17 protein-coding genes are annotated in these 23,362 nt (G+C 65.7%); 13 read left to right on the forward strand and 4 right to left on the reverse strand.

Features of this window, described 5'->3' with window-relative positions:
- Positions 1-86 precede the first annotated feature (86 nt).
- From MF4836_RS00430 to MF4836_RS00445, 4 genes are all read left to right on the forward strand, one after another.
- The gene (locus MF4836_RS00430; RefSeq protein ID WP_078468590.1) at positions 87-749 is read left to right on the forward strand and encodes an NADPH-dependent F420 reductase; all 663 of its coding nucleotides are present in this window, start codon (positions 87-89) and stop codon (positions 747-749) included.
- A gap of 140 nt (positions 750-889) precedes the next feature.
- Positions 890-1,399, forward strand: a complete 510-nt coding sequence (locus MF4836_RS00435; RefSeq protein ID WP_078468591.1) for a sigma-70 family RNA polymerase sigma factor — start codon at positions 890-892, stop codon at positions 1,397-1,399.
- Entirely contained in the window at positions 1,396-2,343 is a 948-nt protein-coding gene (locus tag MF4836_RS00440; protein WP_078468592.1) for a FecR domain-containing protein, read from the forward strand. Before MF4836_RS00435 ends, MF4836_RS00440 begins: the two co-directional genes overlap by 4 nt.
- 66 nt (positions 2,344-2,409) lie before the next feature.
- Positions 2,410-4,809 carry a TonB-dependent receptor gene (locus MF4836_RS00445; protein WP_078468593.1) on the forward strand — a complete coding sequence of 800 codons (2,400 nt, stop codon included), beginning with the start codon at positions 2,410-2,412 and terminating at the stop codon, positions 4,807-4,809.
- Between the two features lie 60 nt (positions 4,810-4,869).
- Here MF4836_RS00445 and MF4836_RS35460 read toward each other — a convergent pair whose 3' ends face one another.
- Positions 4,870-5,124 (reverse strand): Imm32 family immunity protein, encoded by a 255-nt coding sequence (locus MF4836_RS35460; RefSeq protein ID WP_078468594.1) that lies wholly within the window; start codon positions 5,122-5,124, stop codon positions 4,870-4,872.
- A 534-nt stretch (positions 5,125-5,658) separates the two neighbouring features.
- Positions 5,659-6,870: a 3-(3-hydroxy-phenyl)propionate transporter MhpT gene (mhpT, locus tag MF4836_RS00460; RefSeq protein WP_078468595.1), complete on the reverse strand. Its 1,212-nt coding sequence runs from the start codon at positions 6,868-6,870 to the stop codon at positions 5,659-5,661.
- Positions 6,871-7,202: 332 nt separating this feature from the next.
- On the opposite strand from mhpT, the gene MF4836_RS00465 reads away from it, so the two are divergent.
- Entirely contained in the window at positions 7,203-8,525 is a 1,323-nt protein-coding gene (locus MF4836_RS00465; protein WP_078468596.1) for an OprD family porin, read from the forward strand.
- 51 nt (positions 8,526-8,576) lie between these two features.
- On the opposite strand, the gene MF4836_RS00470 is transcribed toward MF4836_RS00465, so the two are convergent.
- Positions 8,577-9,065 carry a MarR family winged helix-turn-helix transcriptional regulator gene (locus MF4836_RS00470; RefSeq protein ID WP_078468597.1) on the reverse strand — a complete coding sequence of 163 codons (489 nt, stop codon included), beginning with the start codon at positions 9,063-9,065 and terminating at the stop codon, positions 8,577-8,579.
- Between the two features lie 208 nt (positions 9,066-9,273).
- Here MF4836_RS00470 and MF4836_RS00475 point away from each other — a divergent pair, with 208 nt between their 5' ends.
- From MF4836_RS00475 to MF4836_RS00505, 6 genes are all read left to right on the forward strand, one after another.
- Positions 9,274-10,104, forward strand: a complete 831-nt coding sequence (locus MF4836_RS00475; protein ID WP_010567568.1) for a p-hydroxycinnamoyl CoA hydratase/lyase — start codon at positions 9,274-9,276, stop codon at positions 10,102-10,104.
- 107 nt (positions 10,105-10,211) lie between these two features.
- The gene (locus tag MF4836_RS00480) at positions 10,212-11,660 is read left to right on the forward strand and encodes an aldehyde dehydrogenase (protein WP_078468598.1); all 1,449 of its coding nucleotides are present in this window, start codon (positions 10,212-10,214) and stop codon (positions 11,658-11,660) included.
- Between the two features lie 149 nt (positions 11,661-11,809).
- Positions 11,810-13,693, forward strand: a complete 1,884-nt coding sequence (locus MF4836_RS00485) for a feruloyl-CoA synthase (protein ID WP_078469123.1) — start codon at positions 11,810-11,812, stop codon at positions 13,691-13,693.
- Positions 13,690-14,931: a thiolase family protein gene (locus tag MF4836_RS00490; protein WP_078468599.1), complete on the forward strand. Its 1,242-nt coding sequence runs from the start codon at positions 13,690-13,692 to the stop codon at positions 14,929-14,931. The genes MF4836_RS00485 and MF4836_RS00490 overlap by 4 nt, the downstream gene beginning before the upstream one ends.
- 59 nt (positions 14,932-14,990) lie before the next feature.
- Positions 14,991-16,805: an acyl-CoA dehydrogenase gene (locus MF4836_RS00495; protein WP_078468600.1), complete on the forward strand. Its 1,815-nt coding sequence runs from the start codon at positions 14,991-14,993 to the stop codon at positions 16,803-16,805.
- 1,146 nt (positions 16,806-17,951) lie between these two features.
- Positions 17,952-19,280, forward strand: a complete 1,329-nt coding sequence (locus tag MF4836_RS00505; protein ID WP_078468601.1) for an MFS transporter — start codon at positions 17,952-17,954, stop codon at positions 19,278-19,280.
- On the opposite strand, the gene MF4836_RS00510 is transcribed toward MF4836_RS00505, so the two are convergent.
- Positions 19,277-20,173, reverse strand: a complete 897-nt coding sequence (locus MF4836_RS00510) for a LysR family transcriptional regulator (RefSeq protein WP_078468602.1) — start codon at positions 20,171-20,173, stop codon at positions 19,277-19,279. The genes MF4836_RS00505 and MF4836_RS00510 overlap by 4 nt on opposite strands.
- A gap of 126 nt (positions 20,174-20,299) precedes the next feature.
- Between MF4836_RS00510 and mdlC the strand changes: the two genes are divergently transcribed.
- Together mdlC and MF4836_RS00520 are read left to right on the forward strand one after the other, a co-directional pair.
- Positions 20,300-21,886 (forward strand): benzoylformate decarboxylase, encoded by a 1,587-nt coding sequence (mdlC, locus tag MF4836_RS00515; protein WP_078468603.1) that lies wholly within the window; start codon positions 20,300-20,302, stop codon positions 21,884-21,886.
- A gap of 84 nt (positions 21,887-21,970) precedes the next feature.
- Positions 21,971-23,362 carry an MFS transporter gene (locus MF4836_RS00520; protein WP_078468604.1) on the forward strand — a complete coding sequence of 464 codons (1,392 nt, stop codon included), beginning with the start codon at positions 21,971-21,973 and terminating at the stop codon, positions 23,360-23,362.

Consider the following 23,362-nt stretch of genomic DNA (forward strand, 5'->3'; position numbering starts at 1 on the left):
AATGAGTCTAAGTAAGGGGTGACGATTTATCTGCTTATGGTAGCCAATCATCATAGGGCCTTCTTACCCCAACAGCGGAGAACGACATGCGTATTGGCATTATCGGAGCAGGTTTTATCGGGCGCGCCGTGGCGCAACTGGCGCTCAAGGCCGGGCATTCAGTGATGCTCAGCAATTCCCGGGGGCCGCACACCATGAGCAGCGTGCTCAGCGGGATCAGCGGCTGCGAGGTGGGCACGGCCGAGGAGGCGGCGCGGTTTGGCGAGGTGGTGCTGGTGGCGATTCCCTTCGAGCATTACGCCAGCATTGACCCCGAGTGGCTGGCGGGGAAAACCCTGTGGGACGCCAACAACTACTACCCGGATCGCGACGGCCATATCGCCGTCCTGGATCGCTTTGAAACCACCACCAGCCGCCTGCTCGCCGAGCACTTTGCACAATCGAGGGTGGTCAAGGTGTTCAACGCCATTCTCGCCCAGGACCTTTTGCAGGACGGCCGACCCCAGGCCGCGCCCGACCGCCGCGCGCTGCCGATCGCGACGGACGACGCCCAGGCCAGGGCCCAGGTGATCGAGTTTCTGGACCAGGTCGGTTTCGACGCCGTCGATGGCGGTGGCCTGGATCAGAGTTGGCGCTTCGAGCGGGCCAAGCCGGCGTACTGCGTGCCGCTGGACCAGCCAGGGCTGAGCGCTGCCCTGGCGGCGGCCGAGCGTGAGGTCGAGTTGCCGCTGGGGTCCTGGCGGCGCTGAGGGAGCCTGGGCAATCGACAGCGATAGCGAACAGGGAGGAGGGCGGTCCGGTAAAGGCGACGAAAGAAGGTGTGCCCGCGAGCGATATTAAATAGAATGAGTCTCATTTGATTTAACGTGCCACGCCGGGTGCCCTTGCCATGAATGATGCCGTACTGCCAACGGAGCACACCCTCGACAACCTGTACCGTGACCACCGCAGCTGGCTCGAAAGCTGGCTGCGGCGGCGCCTGGGCAACGCCTGGGATGCCGCCGACCTGAGCCAGGACACGTTCTTGCGCGTGCTTGGCAGCGCCCAGCCCCTGACCCAGTTGCAGGAGCCACGGGCCTATCTGCTGACCGTGGGCAAACGCCTGCTGATCAACTTCCACCAGCGGCGCAGCCTCGAGCAGGCCTACCTCAACGCCCTGGCAACCCTGCCCGATGCCTGCGTGCCTTCGCCTGAACAGCGCTGGATTCTCCTGGAAACCCTGCAAGCCCTGGATGAACTGCTCGACGGTCTGCCGAGCGGGGTGCGCCGCGCGTTTCTCTGGAGCCAGCTGGAAGGCCTGGGTTACCGCGAGATTGCCGAGCGCCTGCGGGTGAGCGAACGCACGGTCAAGCGCTACATGGCCCACGCCTACGAACACTGCCTGCTGGTGGACCTGTGAATCCGGCACCCGCCAGCGACCCCCGCCAGGTCGCCCGTGCCGCCGCCCAGTGGCTGGCGTTGCTGGAGTCGGGCACCGCCAGCGAGGGCGACCAGCAGGGCCTGCAACAATGGCGCGAGCGCTGCGCCAGTCACGAACAGGCCTGGCAGAAAGCCCAGATGCTGCGCCAACGCTTCGCCGAATTGCCCTCGGCCCTGGCCCTGGCCAGTCTCGACCGCCCGCAAGCGGGACGCCGTGCGCTGCTCAAGCGCGGCCTGGGTGTGGCGGTGCTGGTGCCAACAGCCTGGTTGCTGAGCCGGCAATTGCCCCTGGAGGTCTGGCGCGCCGATCTGCACACCGCCACCGGCGAGCGCAGACAGGTGCCCCTGGCCGACGGCAGTTCCCTGCAACTCAATACCGCCACGGCGGTGGATGTGGACCTGGCCGCGCGCCGCCTGACCCTGGTCCAGGGCGAGATGGCGCTCAAGGTGCCGGGCAGCGCGGCCCTGACCCTGCACACCCACTTCGGCCGGGTGCGGGTCAGCCAGAGCGAAGTCTGCGTGCGCCAGGACAGCCTCGGCTGTCGGGTTTCGGTGGTCAGTGGCACGGTGCAGGTGCAGCCCCTGCAGGGTCCGGCCCTGACCTTGCGCGCCGGGCAGCAGGTCCGTCTGCAGGCGTCCGGGGCCGGGTTGCCGCAGGCCTTCGACAGCGCGATGCCGGGCTGGCGCGAAGGGGTGTTGATGGCCCAGGACCAGCCCCTGGGCGATTTCCTGCGGGAGTTGAGTCGCTACCGCAGCGGCGTGTTGCGCTGGGAACCGGAGTTGGAAGCGCTGCGGGTCACCGGCAGTTTTCGGGTCGAGGACACCGACCGGGTATTGGCCCTGCTGGCCGCCAGCCTGCCGCTGGAGGTGCAGTCGCGGACCCGTTTCTGGGTCACGCTGTTGCCGCGTAAAAAAGTTGCTTGAGGGCTGTCCCCTTTTTTCGAGGTGCCTGTCATTGCAGGTAAGTGAACGAAAAAGAGAGCCTCTTCAATGCCCCTCGTAATGCCTAGTTCTGTGCGTCCCTTGCTGCGCCTGAGTCTGTTGCTGAGCCTGAGTGCCAGCCCGTTGCTGGTCCCCGTGAGCTGGGCCGAGGATGCCGGGCGCCGCAGCTACCAGGTGCCGGCCGGCAGCCTGGGCGCGGCCCTGACCCGCTTTGCCGGGCTGGCCGGGGTCGACCTGTCGGTGGATCCGGGCCTGGTCAGTGGGCGCAACAGCGCCGGGCTTTCCGGTGAGTTCGCGGTGGAGGAGGGCTTTGCCCGGTTGCTGCAGGGGTCGGGTTTGCAACTGCAAGCCGTGGGCGAGCAGGCCTACACCCTGGCGCCGGCTCCCGAGGCGGGTAGCCTGGAGCTGCCCAGTACCTCGATTCTCGGCGCCAGCATCCCCAGCAGCGGCGAGCCCTATGCCGGTGGCCAGGTGGATCGCAAGGGCGGCCAGGGCCTGCTCGGCGACCGCGACTTTATGGACACCCCGTTCAACCTCACGTCCTACACCGCCGAGGCCCTGAAAAACCAGCAGGCGCGGACCCTGGGCGACGCCGTGGCCAGCGACCCCTCGGTGCGCACCACCAACCCGGCCAGTGGGCGTTTCGAGCAGTTTTCGGTGCGCGGCTTCAGCCTGTTCAACAGTGATGTGTCCTACGGCGGCCTGTACGGGATCCTGCCCACCTACGCCATCGACATGGAAATGGTCGGCCGCCTGGATGTGCTCAAGGGGCCGGGCATGCTGCTCAGCGGTATTCCGCCCCGGGGCAGCGTGGGCGGCGGCATCAACATCGAGCCCAAACGCGCCCAGGACACCCCCCTGACCGAATTCACCGCCAACTACGCCTCTGCCGGGCAGACCGGCGGCGCCGTGGACATCGGTCGCCGCTTTGGCGAGGGCGACCGTTTTGGCCTGCGCTTCAATGGCGTGCGCCAGTCCGGCGACACCGAGTGGGACCACCAGCAGATCAAGCGCGAGACCGGGGTCATCGGCCTCGACCTGCGTGATGAGCGGCTGCGCCTGTCCCTGGACCTGGGGCACCAGGAACGCCACGCCGATGCGCCGATCGAGCGGGTTGAAGTGGCGGCTGCGGCGAAAATGCCCAAGGCCGAAGACATCAAGCGCAACATCGCCCAGTCCTGGACCTACGCCCATTCCAAGGACAGCTTCGGCGCAGTGCGCGGCGAGTATGACCTCAGCGACTCGTTGATGGTGTACGCCGCCTTTGGCGCACGCAAAGGCAACTACGACTTCCTGCGGCACGCGGTGCAGGTGACCAACAGCAATGGTGATTTCACCGTCACCCCGCGCACCTTTCGCCGTGATGAAGACGTCAAGACCGCCACCATCGGCTTGCGCAGCGGGTTCAACACCGGAGCGGTCGGGCACACGGTGAACCTGAGCCTGAACCGCTTCAATATGGATTTCGACAACGCCGGCGAGCGTTACCTGCGCGGTGTCAGCAACCTCTACCGCCCAGTGGAACTGCCGCTGCCGGGGCGCCCGAACCGCATCGACACCAGCACCCACACCGAAAACCGTTTCACCAGCCTGGCCCTGGCCGACACCCTGAGTTTTGCCGAGGACCAGGTGCTGCTGACCCTGGGCGCGCGTTTGCAGCGGGTTCAGGTCACCTCCTGGAGCAACGGCGTGCGCGACGAGCCGGTGAATGACGAAAAAGCCCTGTCCCCGGCCCTGGGTCTGGTGGTCAAGGTCACCGATCACCTGTCGCTGTACAGCAACTACATGGAAGGCCTGAGCCAGGGCGAAACCGCTCCGACCACCGCCACCAATGCCAACGAAGTGTTCGCGCCGTATCGCAGCAAACAGGTGGAAGTCGGCGCCAAGTACGACCTGGGCAGCTTCGGCATGAGTGCCAGCCTGTTCCGCATCCAGCAGCCGTCTTATGTCTACGACGAGAACAACAACTTCAAGCCCGATGGCCAGTTGCGCAACCAGGGCCTGGAGCTGAATGTATTCGGCGAACCCCATGAGGGTGTGCGCCTGTTGGGCGGGCTGATGCTGCTCGACAGCGTGCAGACCGAAACCGGCAAGGGCCTGTATGACGGCAATCGCGGCACCGGCTCGCCGGTGGTCAACGCCAACCTCGGCGCCGAATGGGATATCGACAGCCTGCGCGGCTTGACCCTGACTGCCCGCGCGATCCACACCAGCTCGCAGTATCTGGACCCGGCCAACCAGCAGAAAATCGACGGCTGGGAGCGCTATGACCTGGGGGCGCGCTATGCCTTTGAACTGGGCGAAAGCCCGATTACCCTGCGCGCCACTGTTGAGAACGTGCTGGATAAAACCTACTGGGCCTCGGCTGCCACTTCGTCCGACAGTGCGGCGGGGCTGACGTTGTCGACGCCGCGCACCTGGTTGGTGTCGGCCACGGTGGGGTTCTAGGGCGGGCAGGTTGAGCAGGGCGTGCAGCCTCGGGGGCTGTGTGCCTGGTTCGTTGGCTGGTCAGGTTTTTGTGGGGGTTATTTGGTCTTTGTTGAGGGCGATGAAATCGACGTGCTGCAGGGGGGAGAAATCCTTCAGGGCGTCCTGTAGGTGCAGGTGCTCCAGGCCGTGGGTGGTCATTTGTTCCGATGCGTGGATCAGGAACTGGCCCAGTTCTCTCAGGGTTTGTGGGGTGGCGAGTATGGAGATTTCGTCCAGCTGGAGGCTGGTGGTGGTTCCGATTGGGGTGCCATGGACGGTGAATTCGTTGAGCATTGTTATCCTTCATTGGTCCGCGGGGGGTGGCAGTTATACCTGAGGAAACACCACCTGTGGCGAGGGAGCTTGCTCCCGCTGGGCCGCGTAGCGGCCCCAAGACCTGACGACTCGGGTTTATGGGTGTGCATATCCATTGCTGCGGGTGTGGCGGGTATGGGTTCCGCCCTTACGGCGGGTCACTTTGGAACAGCCCCAAAGTAACCAAAGGGCTCTTGCCCCACCACTTGGTGCCTCGCCTAGGCTCGGCATGCCCTCGCTCCGGCAGTGAGCCGTGGGCCGCCGCGATGGGCCATCCCTGGCCCAGCGCGGCTAACCCGGCGTCCTGCCGGGTTGCCCACGGCTCACTGCCTGCGCTCGGCCATCGTGGTTGACGGGGCGCTGCAGATCAACATCAAGAGCAAGACGGCGGCCTTCCGGCCGGCCTGGTGCCGTGGAGTGTCTGGTGTGTTTGCATCGATGCTGATGGCCCGCGGGCCGAGCCTGCGGCAGCGGCTACAGAATGGGCATCCTGTAGCCGCCATTGGGGAGGGTTCAATGTGCCGGTTTGAGCTGGGCAGTGGCGTTGGCGCGGGTGATGACGGTGAGGATCGACAGGGCGGCGATGACCAGGCCGGGGGAGGTGGCCAGGAGGACGCCGGTGGTGCCGGCGCCGGCGGCGAGGATCTGGCCGGCGGCCAGGGGGCCGGCGACTGAGCCCAGGCGGCCGATGGCCACGGCCGCGCCGACGCCGGTGGCGCGCACGGAGGTGGGGTAGGAGGGCGGGGCCAGGGCGTAGAGCACCAGTTGCGCGGCCATCACAAACAGCCCGGCGGCAAACCCGGCAATCGCCATCGGCACAATGCCCACCGACAGCCCCACTCCGGCCAGCGCTGCCAGCAACCCGGCGTATACAAACAGCACCACCTTGAGCCCGTTGCAGCGGTCCAGCAGCAGGCCGCCAAGCAGCGAGCCGAGGGCGCCGCCGATGTTGAACAGCATCTGCACCAGGCCCGCCTGGGGTTTGCTGAAGCCTTGTTCGAGCAGCAGCGACGGCAGCCAGTTGAGCAGCATGTACATCACGGTCAGGGTGAAGAAATAACTCAGCCACAAGGCCAGGGTGCTGCGTGCGCGACCTTCGCCGAACAGCGCCTGGGCCGTGGAGGCTCGGCTGTTGCCGGCGCTGGCGGTCTGTTGGCGGAAGGCAGTGGATTCCGGCAGCAACCAGGCCATCAGCGGCACCACCAGCAGCGGCACCAGGCCGCCGATGATGAAGGTGGTCTGCCAATGTTCACTGGAGAACATCGCCACCACCGCTGCCAGCGCACCGCCCAGGGGCACGCCGCAGTACATGACGCTGATGGCCGTGCCCCGGCGGCGTTCGCTTACCGCTTCGGCGCACAGGGCGATCAGGTTGGGCAGCGCCGCGCCCAGGCCGAGGCCGGTCATGAAGCGCACCAGCAGCAGGCTCGAGTAGCTCTCGACGTACGCCGTGCACAGCGAGAACAGGCCGAACAGCAGCACGGCGCCAACCAGGATTTTCTTGCGTCCGATACGGTCGGCGACCCAGCCGCCGAAGAACGCCCCGGGCAACAGGCCGATGATCCCGGCACTGAACACCCAGCCCATCATCTTCGGGTCCAGGGCAAAGCTCTGGCGCAATCCGGCGGCGGCGGTGCCGGCCGCCTGCAGATCGAACCCCTCGATCAGCGCAACGATAAAGCACAAAGCGATGGTCAGCGTCGAACGACGCGATGGACTGTCCATGGGCAAACCTCATTGTTGTTTTTGTTGTGGTGGCAAGCCAGGCGTCGGCACTGAATGCATCGGCGTTGCTGGCTGGCGATTAAGATAACAAAGATAACTAAAAAATGAATAGCGTCATGATGTCAGGCAAAAAATACAAATAAACTCATATAAATCAAATGATTAACCTATCAATCCAGATGCAACTAAAAAATAGATAATATTATTAATGTTCGATTATCGGTCATTGACGATTGACGAGAGCCCCCGGCTGTTTCCATTCTCTGTCCGCGACGTTGGCTGCAAGGCCCTCGCTCAACACCTAAAACAACAACAAAAAATGGACATTGAACATGCCAAAACTCCCCACCGACGCCGTTGCGGCTGCGTCAGCTTCCCGTGTGTCCAGTCTCCATCCGGGTCTGGCCCTGGCCTTGCTGGGTGCGAGCCTGTTGCCCGGCCACCTCTGGGCCGCGGGTTTTGTCGAAGACAGCCACGGCACCTTGACCCTGCGCAATTACTACCTGGATCGCGACTACAAGGACGACGGCGCGAAGACCGCCGCGCGGGAATGGGCCCAGGGTTTCATCATGAACATGGAGTCGGGATTCACCGAAGGCACCGTCGGCTTTGGTCTGGATGTGCGCGGGCTGCTGGGGGTCAAGCTCGATTCCTCGCCGGACCGCAGCGGCACCGAACTGCTGCCGGTGTCGGCCAGCGACAAGCGCGCCGCGGATGACTACTCGCGGCTGGCGCCCACCGCCAAACTGCGATTTGCCCAGACCACGGTGAAGACCGGCGATGTCTCGATCTTCCTGCCGTTCGCCTTTGCCAGCCCGTCGCGCCTGCTGCCGCAGACCTTTCGCGGCACCACCCTGAGCTCCAAGGACATCGACGGCCTGACCCTCAACACCGGCTACATCGACCGCATCAACAAGCGCGACTCCACCGACTACCAGGCCATGACCATTGCCTCGCCCAACCGGCGTTTCAATGCCACTGCCACCACCTCGCACCTGGCGTACCTGGGGGGCGATTACCAGGTCAACCCGGACTTGAGTCTGCGCGCCTATCACGCTGAAGTGGCCGACCTCTACCAGCAGGACACCCTGGCCCTGCTGCACAATCTGCCCCTGGGCAATGGCGTGCTGACCAGCGACCTGCGCAGTTTTTTCAGCCGTGAAGACGGCAGTGCCAAGGCCGGCAAGGTCGACAACCGCAACCTCTCGGCGTTGTTCGGCTACAAGTTCGGTGGGCACCGCGTGAGCCTGGGGTACATGCATTCCACCGGCGACACGGCCACGCCCTACATTTCCGGCACCGAGTTGATGGGCATGAGCGAGCTGACCATGAGTTCGGACTTTCTCAACGCCAAGGAGCGTACCTGGCAAGCCATCTACGACTATGACTTCGCGGCGTCCGGCTTGCCCGGGCTCAAGAGTCGGCTGCGTTACGTGCGCGGCGACAACATCGAGCTCGCGGCCTTCAATGCCGAGGAGCGCAAGGAGCGCGAGTTCCAGATGGAGCTGGGGTACGTGGTACAGAGCGGCCCGCTGAAAAACGTCGGGCTGATGGCGCGCAAGTCGATCTACCGCAATGATTTCCCGGCGGGTGCGGCGTTCCGCGATGAAAACCAGACCCGCTTCCTGGTGCTCTACACCTTGCCGATCTGGTAAGCCCTCAAGCGAGCTGCAGCAATGTGCCGGCCGTGTGCCGGCACCTTGCGTTCAGTCCTGATACACCTTCTTCAGCAGGCGCAGCAGCTCTTCGCGTTCCTCGCCGCTCAGGGCCGAGGTGGAGTCGAGGTCGCTTTGCGCGGCGATCTGCTTGAGCTCCTTGAGCAGGGTTTCGCCGGTCTTGCTCAGGAAGATCCCGTAGGAGCGCTTGTCCGGTTTGCAGCGCACCCGCACCGCCAGCGCGCGGCTTTCCAGCTTATTGAGCAACGGCACCACTTGCGGCGGTTCGATGGCCAGGGCCCGCGCCAGGTCGGCCTGCATCAGCCCCGGGTTCTGGTCGATGATCGCCAGGGCCGAGAATTGCGCCGGGCGCAGATCATGGGCCGAAAGCCGGCCGATCAGGTTCTGGAACAACTTGAGCTGGGCGCGGCGCATGGCGTAGCCAATCAGTTCGTCCAGTGCCGAATCCAGCGGCGCCTGAACCTCGGCGTTGGCGGGTGGGGCCTCGCGCAGGTCGGCGAGGGGAGAGGGCTTGGCCATGGCAAAAACATCCTGGGCGGTTAACAAGGCTATCTAGTTTGCCGGGGTTGGCGGCTGATAGCTACGGTTGCCTGTATGAGCAGTCTCTGCAGAAGGTTTTTATCCAGGGGAGAAAAAATTGGTTAATTCAATTAATGGTTAATTGACATAACTATATTTGCGGTTTAATTTCGAATCATCTTCAAGCCCAGAACAAGAGAGCATCGCCATGAGCAATTACGAAGGTCGCTGGACAACGGTCAAGGTCGAAATCGAAGAAGGCATCGCGTGGGTCATTCTCAATCGCCCGGAAAAACGCAACGCCATGAGCCCGACCCTGAACCGGGAAATGATCGACGTGCTGGAAACCCTGGAGCAGGATCCGGCCGCCGGCGTGCTGGTACTGACCGGTGCCGGCGAAGCCTGGACCGCGGGCATGGACCTCAAGGAATACTTTCGCGAAGTGGATGCCGGCCCGGAAATCCTCCAGGAAAAAATCCGCCGTGAAGCCTCCCAATGGCAATGGAAACTGCTGCGCATGTACGCCAAGCCGACCATCGCCATGGTCAACGGCTGGTGCTTCGGTGGCGGCTTCAGCCCGCTGGTGGCCTGCGATCTGGCGATCTGCGCCGACGAAGCGACCTTCGGCCTCTCGGAAATCAACTGGGGCATCCCGCCGGGCAACTTGGTGAGCAAGGCCATGGCCGACACCGTGGGCCATCGCCAGTCGCTGTACTACATCATGACCGGCAAGACCTTTGGCGGGCAGAAAGCCGCCGAGATGGGCCTGGTCAACGAAAGCGTGCCCCTGGCCCAATTGCGCGAAGTCACGATCGAACTGGCGCGCAACCTGCTGGAGAAAAACCCGGTGGTGCTGCGCGCAGCCAAGCATGGCTTCAAGCGTTGCCGCGAGCTGACCTGGGAGCAGAACGAAGATTACCTGTACGCCAAGCTCGACCAGTCGCGGCTGCTGGACACCGAAGGTGGGCGCGAGCAGGGCATGAAGCAGTTCCTCGACGACAAGAGCATCAAGCCCGGCCTGCAGGCGTACAAACGCTGAGCCCGGCAGGCGAATAGCGGGCGCATCCCGCTGTTCGCTGCGCCGCCCTGGCGCTACTGTTACACCGCTGCGCTGCATTCCCGACAAAGACAAAAAGAGGAATCACCATGCTGGACGTGCCCCTGCTGATTGGTGGCCAGTCGCGCCCCGCCGGCGACGGTCGAACCTTCGAACGCCGCAACCCGGTGACCGGCGCTGTGGTTTCGCGCGTGGCCGCCGCGACCCTGGAAGATGCCGATGCCGCCGTGGCGGCGGCCCAGGCTGCATTCCCCACCTGGGCGGCCCTGGCCCCCAATGAACGGCGCAGCCGCCTGCTCAAGGCCGCCGAGCAATTGCAGGCGCGCAGTGGCGAATTCATTGCCGCCGCCGGCGAGACCGGGGCCATGGCCAACTGGTACGGCTTCAACGTGCGCCTGGCGGCCAACATGCTGCGTGAAGCGGCGTCGATGACCACCCAGATCAATGGCGAAGTCATCCCCTCGGATGTCCCCGGCAGTTTCGCCATGGCCCTGCGCCAACCCTGCGGCGTGGTACTGGGCATCGCGCCATGGAACGCCCCGGTGATTCTCGCCACTCGGGCCATCGCCATGCCTCTGGCCTGCGGCAACACCGTGGTGCTCAAGGCTTCCGAACTGAGCCCGGCGGTGCACCGCCTGATCGGCCAGGTGCTGCAGGATGCCGGCCTGGGCGATGGCGTGGTCAACGTCATCAGCAATGCCCCGGCGGATGCCGCAGCCATTGTCGAGCGCCTGATCGCCAACCCGGCGGTGCGGCGGGTCAACTTCACTGGCTCGACCCATGTCGGGCGGATTGTCGGCGAGCTTTCGGCGCGCCACCTCAAGCCGGCCCTGCTGGAACTGGGAGGCAAGGCGCCGCTGCTGGTGCTGGATGACGCCGACCTGGACGCCGCCGTCGAAGCCGCCGCCTTTGGCGCCTACTTCAATCAGGGGCAGATCTGCATGTCCACCGAGCGCCTGATCGTCGATGCCAAGGTCGCCGATGCCTTTGTCGCCAAGCTGGCGGCCAAGGTCGAGACCCTGCGGGCCGGCGACCCGGCGGCCGAAGATTCGGTGCTCGGCTCCCTGGTGGATGCCAGTGCCGGCACACGGATCAAGGCCCTGATCGACGATGCCCTGGGCAAGGGCGCGCGGCTGGTGGTCGGCGGGCAACTGGACGGCAGCATCCTGCAGCCGACCCTGCTCGACGGCGTCACCGAGCAGATGCGCCTGTACCGCGAGGAGTCCTTCGGCCCGGTGGCGGTGTTGCTGCGCGGCAGCGGTGATGAAGAGCTTTTGCGCCTGGCCAACGATTCCGAGTTCGGCCTGTCGGCGGCGATTTTCAGCCGCGACACCGGGCGCGCCCTGGCCTTGGCGCAGCGGGTCGAGTCGGGCATCTGCCATATCAACGGCCCCACCGTGCACGACGAAGCGCAAATGCCGTTTGGCGGCGTCAAGTCCAGCGGCTACGGCAGCTTTGGCGGCAAGGCCTCGATCGAGCACTTCACCCAATTGCGCTGGGTCACCTTGCAGAACGGCCCACGGCACTACCCGATCTGATCCGTCGCCACGGGCCGCGGCGCGATTGCGCCCGCCGCCCGTGTGCAGGCCAGGCATAACAATAACAAGGCCGCAGCCACCGGCTGCCATGCTTGCCAGCTGTCGCCCTGCGTGCGCGGCGCAGGCGTGCCTTGATGGAGGACATGTACGTGAGTTCCGAATTCAGAGCGCCATCCCCACCCGCGGCCAACCCGCCGCGTTACCGCCAGGTGTCCATTGGCCGGCCGGCGGTTGCGGTCAGTGAAGAGCAGGGCGTGCTGCATATGCGCTCCCTGGAACCCCTGGCCCCGTTGCCGGATCGGTTGCTCGATCGCCTGGTGCACTGGGCCCGGGTACGCCCCGAGCAGACCTTTATTGCCGCGCGCGAGGCGGGCGGCGACTGGCGCCGGGTCAGCTATGCGCAGATGCTCGACAGTGTGCGGGCCATCGCCCAGGGCCTGCTGAGTTACGGGCTGTCGGCCGACAAGCCGCTGGCGCTGCTCTCGGGCAATGACATCGAACACCTGCAACTGGCCCTGGGCGCGATGTACGCCGGGATTCCCTATTGCCCGGTGTCGCCGGCCTATTCGCTGCTGTCCCAGGACTTTGCCAAACTGCGCCACGTCTGCGACCTGTTGCAGCCGGGGCTGGTGTTTGTCAGCGATGCCGGCGCTTACCAGCGCGCCATCGACGCCGTGCTGCCGCCCGAGACGCCGCTGATCAGCGTGCGTGGCCAGGTGCCGGGGCGGCGTCAGGCGAGCTTTGCCAGCCTGCTTGCAGAGCCCGGTGGCGCCGAGGCCGATGCGGCCTTTGCCGCCACCGGCCCGGACAGCATCGCCAAGTTTCTCTTCACCTCGGGCTCGACCAAATTGCCCAAGGCGGTGATCACCACGCAACGCATGCTCTGCGCCAACCAGCAGATGCTGTTGCAGACCTTCCCGGTGTTCGGTGAAGAGCCGCCGGTGCTGGTGGACTGGCTGCCGTGGAACCACACCTTCGGTGGCAGCCATAACGTCGGCATAGTGCTCTACAACGGCGGCAGTTTTTACCTGGACGACGGCAAACCCACGGCCCAGGGCTTCGCCGAAACCTTGCGCAACCTCAAGGAAGTCTCGCCCACCGCCTACCTGACCGTGCCCAAGGGCTGGGAAGAACTGGTCAACGCCCTGGAACAGGATGGGGAGTTGCGTGAGTGTTTTTTCAAGCGCATGAGCCTGTTCTTCTTCGCCGCCGCCGGGCTCTCGCAAAGTGTCTGGGACCGCCTCGACCGGGTCGCCGAGCAGCACTGCGGCGAACGCATCCGGATGATGGCCGGGCTGGGCATGACCGAGGCTTCGCCGTCCTGCACCTTTACCACCGGGCCCTTGTCCATGGCCGGCTACATCGGCCTGCCGGCGCCGGGGTGCGAAGTGCGCCTGGTGCCGGTGGACGGCAAGCTCGAAGGGCGTTTTCGCGGGCCGCACATCATGCCCGGCTACTGGCGCGCAGCGCAGCAGACCGCCGAGGTGTTCGACGCCCAGGGCTTCTACTGCTCGGGGGATGCGCTCAAGCTCGCCGACGCCCATGACCCGCAACTGGGGCTGATGTTCGACGGGCGCATCGCCGAGGATTTCAAGTTGTCGTCCGGGGTGTTTGTCAGCGTCGGCCCACTGCGCAACCGCGCGGTGCTTGAAGGCTCGCCCTATGTCCAGGACCTGGTGGTGGCAGCGCCGGACCGCGAATGCCTGGGGGCTTTGGTGTTCCCACGCCTGTATGAATGCCGCCGGCTGGCCGGGCTGGCCGCCGATGCCAGCGACGCCCAGGTGCTGACCAGCGCGCCGGTGCGCCAGTGGTTCGGCGACTGGTTGCAGCGCCTGAACCGTGAGGCCAGCGGCAATGCCAGCCGCCTGGAGTGGATCGCCCTGCAGGTGGAGCCGGCGTCCATCGACCGTGGGGAAATCACCGACAAGGGTTCGATCAATCAGCGCGCGGTGTTGCAGTGGCGCGCCGAGCAGGTCGAGGCCCTGTATCGCGGCCTGGAGCCGTCGATTCTGCGCGCCGGGCCCAAGCCATGAGTGGCAACGGGCAGTACGCCGGGTTTGCCGATGTGGCGATCTACGACGCGCTGCGCACGCCCTGGGTCGACCTCGGTGGCGACCTGGCAGAGATCTCGCCGATCGACCTGGGGATCAAGGTCGGGCGCGAGGTACTGGCTCGCGCCGGCATCGATCCGCGGGCGGTGGACAGCGTGCTGGCCGGGTCCATGGCCCAGGCCAGTTTCGACGCCTACCTGCTGCCCCGGCATATCGGCCTCTACAGCGGCGTCGGGCAGGCGGTGCCGGCCCTCGGCGTGCAGCGCATCTGTGCCACCGGTTTCGAGCTGCTGCGCCAGGCGGCCGAGCAGCTGCGGGACGAGGTGCAACTGGCGTTGTGCGTGGCCAGTGAATCGATGTCGCGCAACCCGATTGCCGCCTACACCCATCGCGGCGGTTTCCGCCTGGGGGCGGCGGTGCAGTTCAAGGACTTTTTATGGGAAGCGCTGTACGACCCGGCGCCGGGGCTGGACATGATTGCCACCGCCGACAACCTGGCGCGGCGCTATGGCCTGACCCGTGAAACCGTGGATGCCTACGCCTGCACCAGCCACCAGCGAGCCCTGGCGGCCCAGCAGGCGGGCTGGTTCGAGCCGGAAATCGTCGCCGTGCGCAACCAGACCTTCGAGCTCGACGGCTATCAGCCGCGCAGCATTCGGCTGCCGCGGGGTGTCGACTCGGTCAGTCAGGACAGCCATCCGCGCCCCAGCGAACAGGCGGCCCTGGCCCGGCTGCGGGCCATCCACGAGGGTGGGATGCAGACCGCCGGCAACAGTTGCGCAGTGGTCGATGGCGCGGCAGCGGCCCTGGTCGGGCGGGCGTCGGCGTGCAGCACTACGCCCCTGGCGCTGTTGCTGGCCAGTGCGGTGGTTGGGGTGGCGCCGGAGTTCATGGGCATCGGCCCGGCCCCGGCGATTCACCTGCTACTCCAGCGCAGCGGCCTGAGCCTCGAGCAGATCGGCCGCATTGAAATCAACGAGGCCCAGGCGGCCCAGGTGCTGGCCGTGGCCCGGGAGCTGGAGCTGGACGGCGAGCGCCTCAATGTCCAGGGCGGCTCCCTGGCCCTGGGCCATCCCCTGGCCGCCAGCGGCCTGCGCCTGGTGCTGACCCTGGCCCGGCAACTGCGCGAGCACAACCTGCGCTACGGGATCGCCGCCGCCTGCGTCGGGGGCGGCCAGGGCATGGCGCTGCTGATCGAAAACCCGGCCTGGCGCGCCTGAGGCCGACCGGCCCGCCGACCCTGGCGGGCCACTCTTTTTCTACCCGATGAGGTGTCCCCATGTGGAGCTACCAGGCGCCCCTGCGCGATATGCAATTTGTCCTTGAACACTGGCTGGAGGCGCCCGAGGCGTGGCGCCACAGCCCGACGTTCGAAGCGCTGGACCTGCCCCTGGCGGTGCAGGTGCTGGAACAGGCCGCGCGTTTCAGTCAGGGCGTGCTGGCCCCGCTGAACGCCAGCGGCGATCGCCAGGGCTGCCAGTGGGCGGACGGGCAGGTCAGCACCCCGGACGGTTTTGCCGAGGCCTATCGGGCCTATGTCGAGGGTGGCTGGCCGGCCCTGGCCTGCGCCGAAGCCCTGGGTGGCCAGGGCCTGCCGCAACTGCTGGACGCCGCGCTGCAAGAGATGCTCTACGCCAGCAACCATGCCTGGGCCATGTACACCGGCATCGCCCACGGCGCTTACCTGTGTCTCAAGACCCACGGCGAGCCCTGGCTGCAGGAGCGTTACCTGCCGGGGATCATCAGCGGCGAGAGCCTGCCCACCATGTGCCTGACCGAGCCCCAGGCCGGCAGTGATGTCGGCCTGTTGCGCTGTCGTGCCGAACCCCAGGCCGACGGCAGTTATCGCCTGAGTGGCAGCAAGTTGTTTATCTCCGGCGGCGAGCACGACCTCACCGACAATATCCTGCACCTGGTGCTGGCCCGGCTGCCGGGCGCACCCGAGGGCAGCCGGGGCATATCGCTGTTCCTGGTGCCCAAATACCTGGAACAGGGCGAGCGCAGCAGCGAGGGCAGAGGCGAGGGCAACGGCGTGTGCAACGGCGTGTGCAACGGCGTGTGCAACGGCGTGCGCTGCGACGGTATCGAACACAAGATGGGGATCAAGGGCAGCGCCACCTGTTCCCTGGTGTTCGAGGCGGCTCAAGGGTGGCTGGTGGGGGAGGCTAATCGCGGCTTGGCGGCGATGTTCGTGATGATGAATTCGGCGCGGCTGCACGTGGGCCTGCAAGGCCTGGGGCATGTCGAAGCGGCCTGGCAGAACGCTCGCGACTACGCCGGCGAACGCCAGCAGATGCGGGCGCCGCTGCGGCCCACCGGCGTTGCCGCCCAGGCCGCCGACCCGATCCGCTATCACCCGGCCATGCGCCGCGTCCTGCTGGAATTGCGCGCCACCAGCGAAGGCCTGCGCGCCATCGGCTACTGGGCCGCGCACCTGCTGGACCAGGCCGAGCAGCACTCCGATCCCCTGGCCCGGCAGCAGGCCGAACAGCTGGCGCAACTGCTGACGCCGATCATCAAGGCCTACTTCACCGAGCAGGGCTTTCGCCAGGCCAGTAACGCCTTGCAGGTCTTCGGCGGCTACGGCTATGTCACCGAGTTCGCCATCGAGCAGACCCTGCGCGACAGCCGCATCGCCATGATCTACGAAGGCAGCAACGAGATTCAGGCCAACGACCTGCTGCTGCGCAAGGTGTTGGGGGATCGGGGGCAGGCGTTCGACCTGTTGCTGGCGCAACTGCATGCCGAAGCCGGGCGGGGCGCCACTGTGGCCGAGTGCGCTGGCTTTGCCGGACAGTTGGCCAGCCTGGGTCAGGCGCTTGAAGGGTTGGTGGACGAGGTGTGTGAGTGGGCGTTGGAGGATGTCGAATATCCGTATCGCGCAGCTGGGGATTTTCTTCAGCTGTGCGGCTTGAGTTTGTTGGCATTGGCCTGGGCTCGGGCAGCGCGGGTCTCGCGGGTTTTGCCTGAAAGCGATCCGTTGCGCGTGGCTAAGCTGGAGACGGCTGGGTTCTTTTTCAGCTACCTCTTGCCCCAGGCGGAGCAGCGGATAACGGCTGTGCGTGGGGCGCGGGCGGCGTTGGCGTTTATCTGAGGCTATTGGATCCATTGGACGTCACTTTCCCCGTGGCGAGGGAGCTTGCTCCCGCTGGGTTGCGTAGCGGCCCTAAAACCTGCCGCCTCGGATTCTTGGGGGGACATATCCGTTGTTGCGGGGGTAGTGGATATAGGTTCCGCCCTTACGGCGGGTCACTTTCGAAAAGCGCGAAAGTAACCAAAGCGCTCTTGCCCCACCACTCGGTGCCTCGCTTAGGCTTGGCATGCCCGAACGAAGGCATTGATCCGTGGGTCGCCGCGATGGGCCATCCTTGGCCCAGCGCGGCTAACCCGGCGTCCTGCCGGGTTGCCCACGGCTCACTGCCTGCGTTCGGCCAGCGTGGTTTAACGGGGCACCCAGATCAAAAGCAAGAGCGAGGCGGCCCTCCGGCCGGCCTGGTTTCCTGGAGCCGCTGCCGTGGTGCGTAACCCTGTGGTGAGGGAGCTTGCTCCCGCTCGGCCGCGTAGCGGCCGCAAAACCTGGGTCCGCGATCTATCTGTAGGAATGAGGTTTTGGCCATTGGGGCGGCTGCGCCACCCAGCGCGAGCAAGCTCGCTCGCCACAAAAGCGCTCGGCATATCGAGATTCATCGCCAGGCATAAACCCCCTGTGGCGAGGGAGCTTGCTCCCGCTCGGCCGCGCAGCGGCCGCAAACCCAGAGCCCGCGATCGATCGGTAGAAATGAAGTTGCAGCCATTGGGGCGGCTGCGCCACCCAGCGGGAGCAAGCTCCCTAGCCACAAACGCCCGCGGCATATCGGGATTCATCGCCAGGCATAGACTCCCTGGCCACTGGGGGCTCAGCAGCCATGGCCGATAATCGCCCGTTAATGCAGGTGCACTCGTGAATTCATAACTGATTGATTTATATATAAATTAAGTTTTTTTGTGGCTGATTCAAGTGCCTGTGACCGGCCTTTGCATTCAACCCAACTCTTGTTAATGGATCCATTAACGGTTTTATTAGCGGCCTGGCGATGGCAGGAGCCCTCCTGACCGTCCGCGATAAAAACTACAAAAAGGGTTTCGTCATGAATGGCTTATCAATGGCGCGCAACGGCCTGGGTTGCGTGCGCCTGTTGTCTGTGTGCAAACGTCTGCCTGTTATTTCGCCTCGGGTCGCGGCCGGTCTGGAGGTGCGTCCATGAGCCTCGATCTGAAACAGCGGGTCGATAACGGCCCCATGAGCCGCTTCCAATGCCTGGCCATCGGCATCTGCATTGTGCTGAACATGATCGACGGCTTCGATGTGCTGGTGATGGCCTTTACCGCGGCCTCGGTCTCGGCCGAGTGGGGGCTCAATGGCGCGCAAATCGGCTTTCTGCTGAGTGCCGGGCTGTTTGGCATGGCCGCCGGTTCGTTGTTTATCGCGCCCTGGGCCGACCGCTTTGGGCGGCGCCCGCTGATTCTGTTCTGCCTGGCGCTGTCGGGGCTGGGCATGCTGCTTTCGGCCTTGAGCCAGACCCCGTTGCAACTGGCACTGCTGCGCGGCCTCACGGGGCTCGGCATCGGTGGCATCCTGGCCAGCAGCAACGTGATTGCCAGTGAGTACTCGAGCAAGCGCTGGCGCGGGTTGTCGGTGAGCCTGCAGTCCACCGGTTACGCCCTGGGCGCGACCCTGGGCGGACTGCTGGCGGTGTGGTTGCTGACCCATTTCGGCTGGCGTTCGGTGTTCCTGTTTGGCGGCGCGGTGACCTGGCTGGTGATCCCGCTGGTGCTGCTGTGGCTGCCTGAATCCCTGGACTTCCTGCTGGCGCGGCGCCCGGCCAATGCCCTGGCACGCATCAACCGTCTGGCCCAGCGCCTGGACCAGGCGCCGCTGACCCAACTGCCGGCGCCGGTGCTCAAGGAGGCCGGGGCCCGCAGCGGTTTCGGCCGGTTGCTGGCCCCGGCCATGCGCCGCACTACCTTGCTGATCTGGCTGCTGTTTTTCCTGGTGATGTTCGGTTTCTACTTCGTCATGAGTTGGACCCCGAAACTGCTGGTGGCTGCCGGGCTCTCGGCGCAACAGGGGATCACTGGCGGGGTGCTGCTCAGCGTCGGCGGGATCTTCGGTGCGGCGCTGATCGGCGGCCTGGCCTCGCGCTGGCCCCTGACCCGGGTGCTGTCGCTGTTTATGCTGATCACCGCCGGGTTGCTGGTGCTGTTTGTCGGCAGCGGCTCGTCGATCGCCGCGGCCCTGGGCCTGGGGTTGTTGATCGGGCTGTTTTCCAATGGCTGCGTAGCCGGGCTCTACGCGCTGTCGCCGGTGGTGTATGACGCCTCGGTGCGCGCCACGGGGGTGGGTTGGGGCATCGGCATTGGGCGCATTGGCGCGATCCTGTCGCCGACCGTGGCCGGCTTCCTGCTCGATGGCGGCTGGCAGCCGCTGCACCTGTACGGGGTGTTCGCCAGCGTGTTTGTTCTGGCTGCCGGGTGCCTATTGCTGCTCAAGCCCGGGGCGCAACCCAGCCCCGCGCCAGTCGCTGCCTAGGCCTGGCCGCTGATGATCGCCTCGGCGATGGTCGCGCAGAACCAGCGCAGGGCGGCCGAGCTGTCGCTGTTGGTGTGCCAGTGCAGCGAGACATCGAACTCGGCCACCTGGAACGGCAATTCAAGCATCTGCAGGCCGCCCTCGTGAATGAACAGGCGGGCGATCTGCGCCGGAAGCACGGCCAGCAGGTCGGTGCCGGGGATGATCTTGGGCAGCACTGAAAAGTGCGGCACATGCAGGCTGATCCGGCGCTCCACGTTCATGTTTTTCAGCACGTCTTCAACACTGCCGTGACCGGTGGTGCGGGTCACGGTGACGTGCCGTTCGCCAAGGAACTGCTCCAGGCTCAAGTGCCGGCCGATGCGCGGGTGGCTGGCGCTGAGCAGGCAGGCGTAGCGTTCGTGCATCAGCACCTGGCTGCGTGTGCCGGGCACCGGGTGGCGGCAGATGGCGGCGTCGATCTTGCCGCTGGCCAGCCACTCGCCGACCTGGTCCACCTGCAATGGCAGCACCTCGACTTCGGCCAGGGGCGCGTCCCGGTTCAGGCGCGCCAGGATCAAGGGCAGAAAGCCCATTTCGCCGAGGTCGGAGAGGGCAATGCGAAAGCGCCGTTCGGTGCTGGCCGGGTCGAACTGGCGGGTGCTTTGCACCGCGCTTTCGATGCGGGTCAGGCAGTCCCGCAGATTGGGGTACAGCTGTTCGGCGACAAAGGTCGGCTGGATGCCGTCGCGGGTGCGGCTGAACAGTTTGTCGTCGAGCAGTTCGCGCAGGCGGGCCAGGCCGTAGCTGACCGAGGGTTGGGTGACGAACAGGCGCTCGGCGGCCAGGGTCACGCTGCGGGCTTCGTAGAGGGTGACGAAGGTGCGGATCAGGTTCAGGTCGATGTGGCTCATGGTGCCTCGGACTGTCGATCTTGATATAGACCGTTCTTATTTTAGATAGAGATAGTATCGATTTGATCAATTGCGTGGCGGCTGCAAGAGTAACTCAAAATCTAAAAACCAGCGGCAAGGGTCCCTATGAAAACCGTTCACTCTGCGTCCTACGACATTCTTCGCGAGCAAGGCCTGACCACCATTTTCGGCAATCCCGGTTCCAATGAACTGCCGTTCCTCAAGGGCTTCCCCGAGGACTTTCGCTACATCCTCGGCCTGCACGAAGGCGCGGTGGTGGGCATGGCCGACGGCTTTGCCCTGGCCACCGGCCAGCCCACCTTCGTCAACCTGCATGCCGCCGCCGGCACCGGCAACGGCATGGGCGCGCTGACCAACGCCTGGTACTCCCACAGCCCGCTGGTGATCACTGCCGGCCAGCAGGTGCGCTCGATGATTGGCGTCGAGGCGATGCTGGCCAATGTCGATGCCGCGCAGTTGCCCAAACCCCTGGTCAAGTGGAGCCACGAACCGGCCTCGGCCCAGGACGTGCCGCGCACCCTGAGCCAGGCGATCCACATGGCCAGCCTGGCGCCACGGGGGCCGGTGTATGTGTCGATTCCCTATGACGATTGGGCCTGTGAAGCCCCGGCCGGGGTCGAGCACCTGGCGCGGCGCCAGGTGCTCAGCGCCGGCTTGCCGTCGCCGGCGCAGTTGCAGCAACTGGGCGAGCGGCTCTCGACGGCGCGCAACCCGGTGCTGGTGCTGGGGCCGGATGTCGATGGCAGCCGCAGCAACGGTCTGGCGGTGCAGCTCGCGGAAAAGCTGCGGATGCCGGCCTGGGTTGCGCCCTCGGCTTCCCGTTGCCCGTTCCCGACCCGCCACCCCTGTTTCCGTGGGGTGTTGCCGGCAGCGATCGCCGGCATCAGCCGCAGCCTGGCTGAGCATGATCTGATCCTGGTGGTGGGGGCCCCGGTGTTCCGTTATCACCAGTTCGCTCCCGGCGCCTACCTGCCGGCCGGTGCCGAGCTGGTGCACATCACCTGCGACCCCGGCGAAGCGGCGCGGGCGCCCATGGGCGACGCCCTGGTGGCGGACATCGCCCTGACCCTCGAAGCCCTGGTGGGCGTGGTTCGCCAGAGCGAGCGGCCGCTGCCCGAGGCCTTGCCGCGGCCGGCGACGATCGTCGAGGAGGGCGGCCTGCTGCGCCCGGAAACCGTGTTCGACCTGATCGACCAACTGGCGCCCAAGGACACGATCTACGTCAAGGAGTCCACCTCCACCGTCGGTGCCTTCTGGCAGCGGGTCGAGATGCGCGAGCCCGGCAGTTACTTCTTCCCGGCCGCCGGTGGCCTGGGCTTCGGCCTGCCGGCCGCGGTCGGCGTGCAACTGGCGACGCCCGAGCGGCGGGTAGTGGCGATCATCGGCGACGGCTCGGCCAACTACGGCATCACCGCGTTGTGGACCGCCGCGCAGTATGGGATTCCGGTGGTGTTCATCATCCTCAAGAACGGCACCTACGGCGCCTTGCGCTGGTTCGCCGACGTGCTGGGGGTCAGCGACGCCCCGGGGCTGGATGTACCGGGCCTGGATTTCTGCGCCATCGGCCGGGGCTACGGCGTGCATTCGCTGCAGGCCAACACCGCCGGGGAGTTTGCCGCAGCCTTCAGCGAAGCCCTGGCGGGCCAGCGCCCGGTGTTGATCGAGGTGCCGACGCTGACCATCGAACCCTGAGGCAAGACCCCGCGCCGGGTTCGTTCCCGGCGTTGCCAGCCGCGCTCGGCGCGGCACTACAACAACAATAAAAAAGAGGTGGTTATGAACAAGACTGAGGTCATTGACGTGACGACGAGCGTGCCGCGGTCGCCGCGTGCCGGTTCGGGCAATGCCGATATCGGGTCCCTGCTCGATGAGGGCCCCTTTACCCGGATGCAAAAGCTGGTGGTGCTGCTGGCGGCGCTGTCCATCGTGCTGGATGGTTTCGACGGTCAACTGATCGGGTTCGCGATCCCGATGATGATCAAGGAGTGGGGCGTTACCCGCGAGGCCTTTGCCCCGGTGGTGGCGGCCGGGCTGATCGGCATGGGCATCGGCAGCGCCTGCGCCGGTCTGTTCGCTGACCGTTTCGGGCGGCGCATGGCGGTGATCATGAGTGTGTTCGTGTTCGGCGCCGCGACCTGCGCCATCGGCCTGGCGCCGGATGCGCTGACGGTGGCGATCCTGCGCTTTGTCGCCGGCCTGGGGATCGGTGGCGCGCTGCCCAGCGCGACCACCGTGACCGCTGAATTTACCCCGGCACGCCGGCGCACGCTGGCGGTGACCGCGACCATTGTCTGCGTGCCCCTGGGCGGGATGCTGGCAGGGTTTTTCGCCTCCCATGTGTTGCCGGTCTATGGCTGGCGCACGCTGTTTTTCGTCGGCGGCAGCTTGCCCATCGTGCTTGGGTTTGTACTGCTGGCGGCGCTGCCGGAGTCGCCACGCTTCCTGGCGCGGCGGCCACAGCGCTGGGGCGAGTTGAACACCCTGCTGGGACGCATGGGGCGGCCGATGGCCGAGGGCGTGCGCTACACCGATGCCCTGGAGCAGGCCAGCGAAAAACGCGACGGCTTCCGCGCCTTGTTTGCCCTTGGTTACGGGCGGGACACGGTGTTGGTCTGGGTGGCGTTCTTCATGTGCCTGACCGCGGTCTACAGCGCCTTCAGTTGGTTGCCGACCATGCTGATGGCCGAAGGCTTGCCGACCTCGGTCGCCGGTTCGGGCCTGACCGCCTACAACTTGGGCGGGGTGATCGGGGCCCTGGTGTGTGCCGTGGCGATGACCCGCTGGGGCTCGTTTTGGCCGCTGGTGATTTGCTGCGCGGGCGGCGCGGTCAGTGCCTTCGCCATGCAATGGGTGGACATCAATCAGAACACCAGCCTGCTGATCTTCGGCTTCGGTGTGCATGGCCTGTTCGTGAACGCCGTGCAGTCGACCCTGTATGCGCTGTGCGCCTTTATCTATCCCACCAACGTGCGTGCCACCGGCACCGCATCGGCCCTGGCCTTTGGGCGCATGGGGGCGATCCTCAGTGCGTTTGCCGGCGCCACCATCATCACCCAGGGCGGCGCCGGGGGTTACCTGACGCTGCTGGGCTCGGTGATGGTGATGGCGCTGATCGCCTTGTTGCTGGTGCGCCGGCATATTCCCCGGCGAGTGCCGGGCCGGCCATGA

The sequence above is a fragment of the Pseudomonas sp. MF4836 genome (assembly GCF_002018875.1).
Lineage (GTDB): Bacteria > Pseudomonadota > Gammaproteobacteria > Pseudomonadales > Pseudomonadaceae > Aquipseudomonas.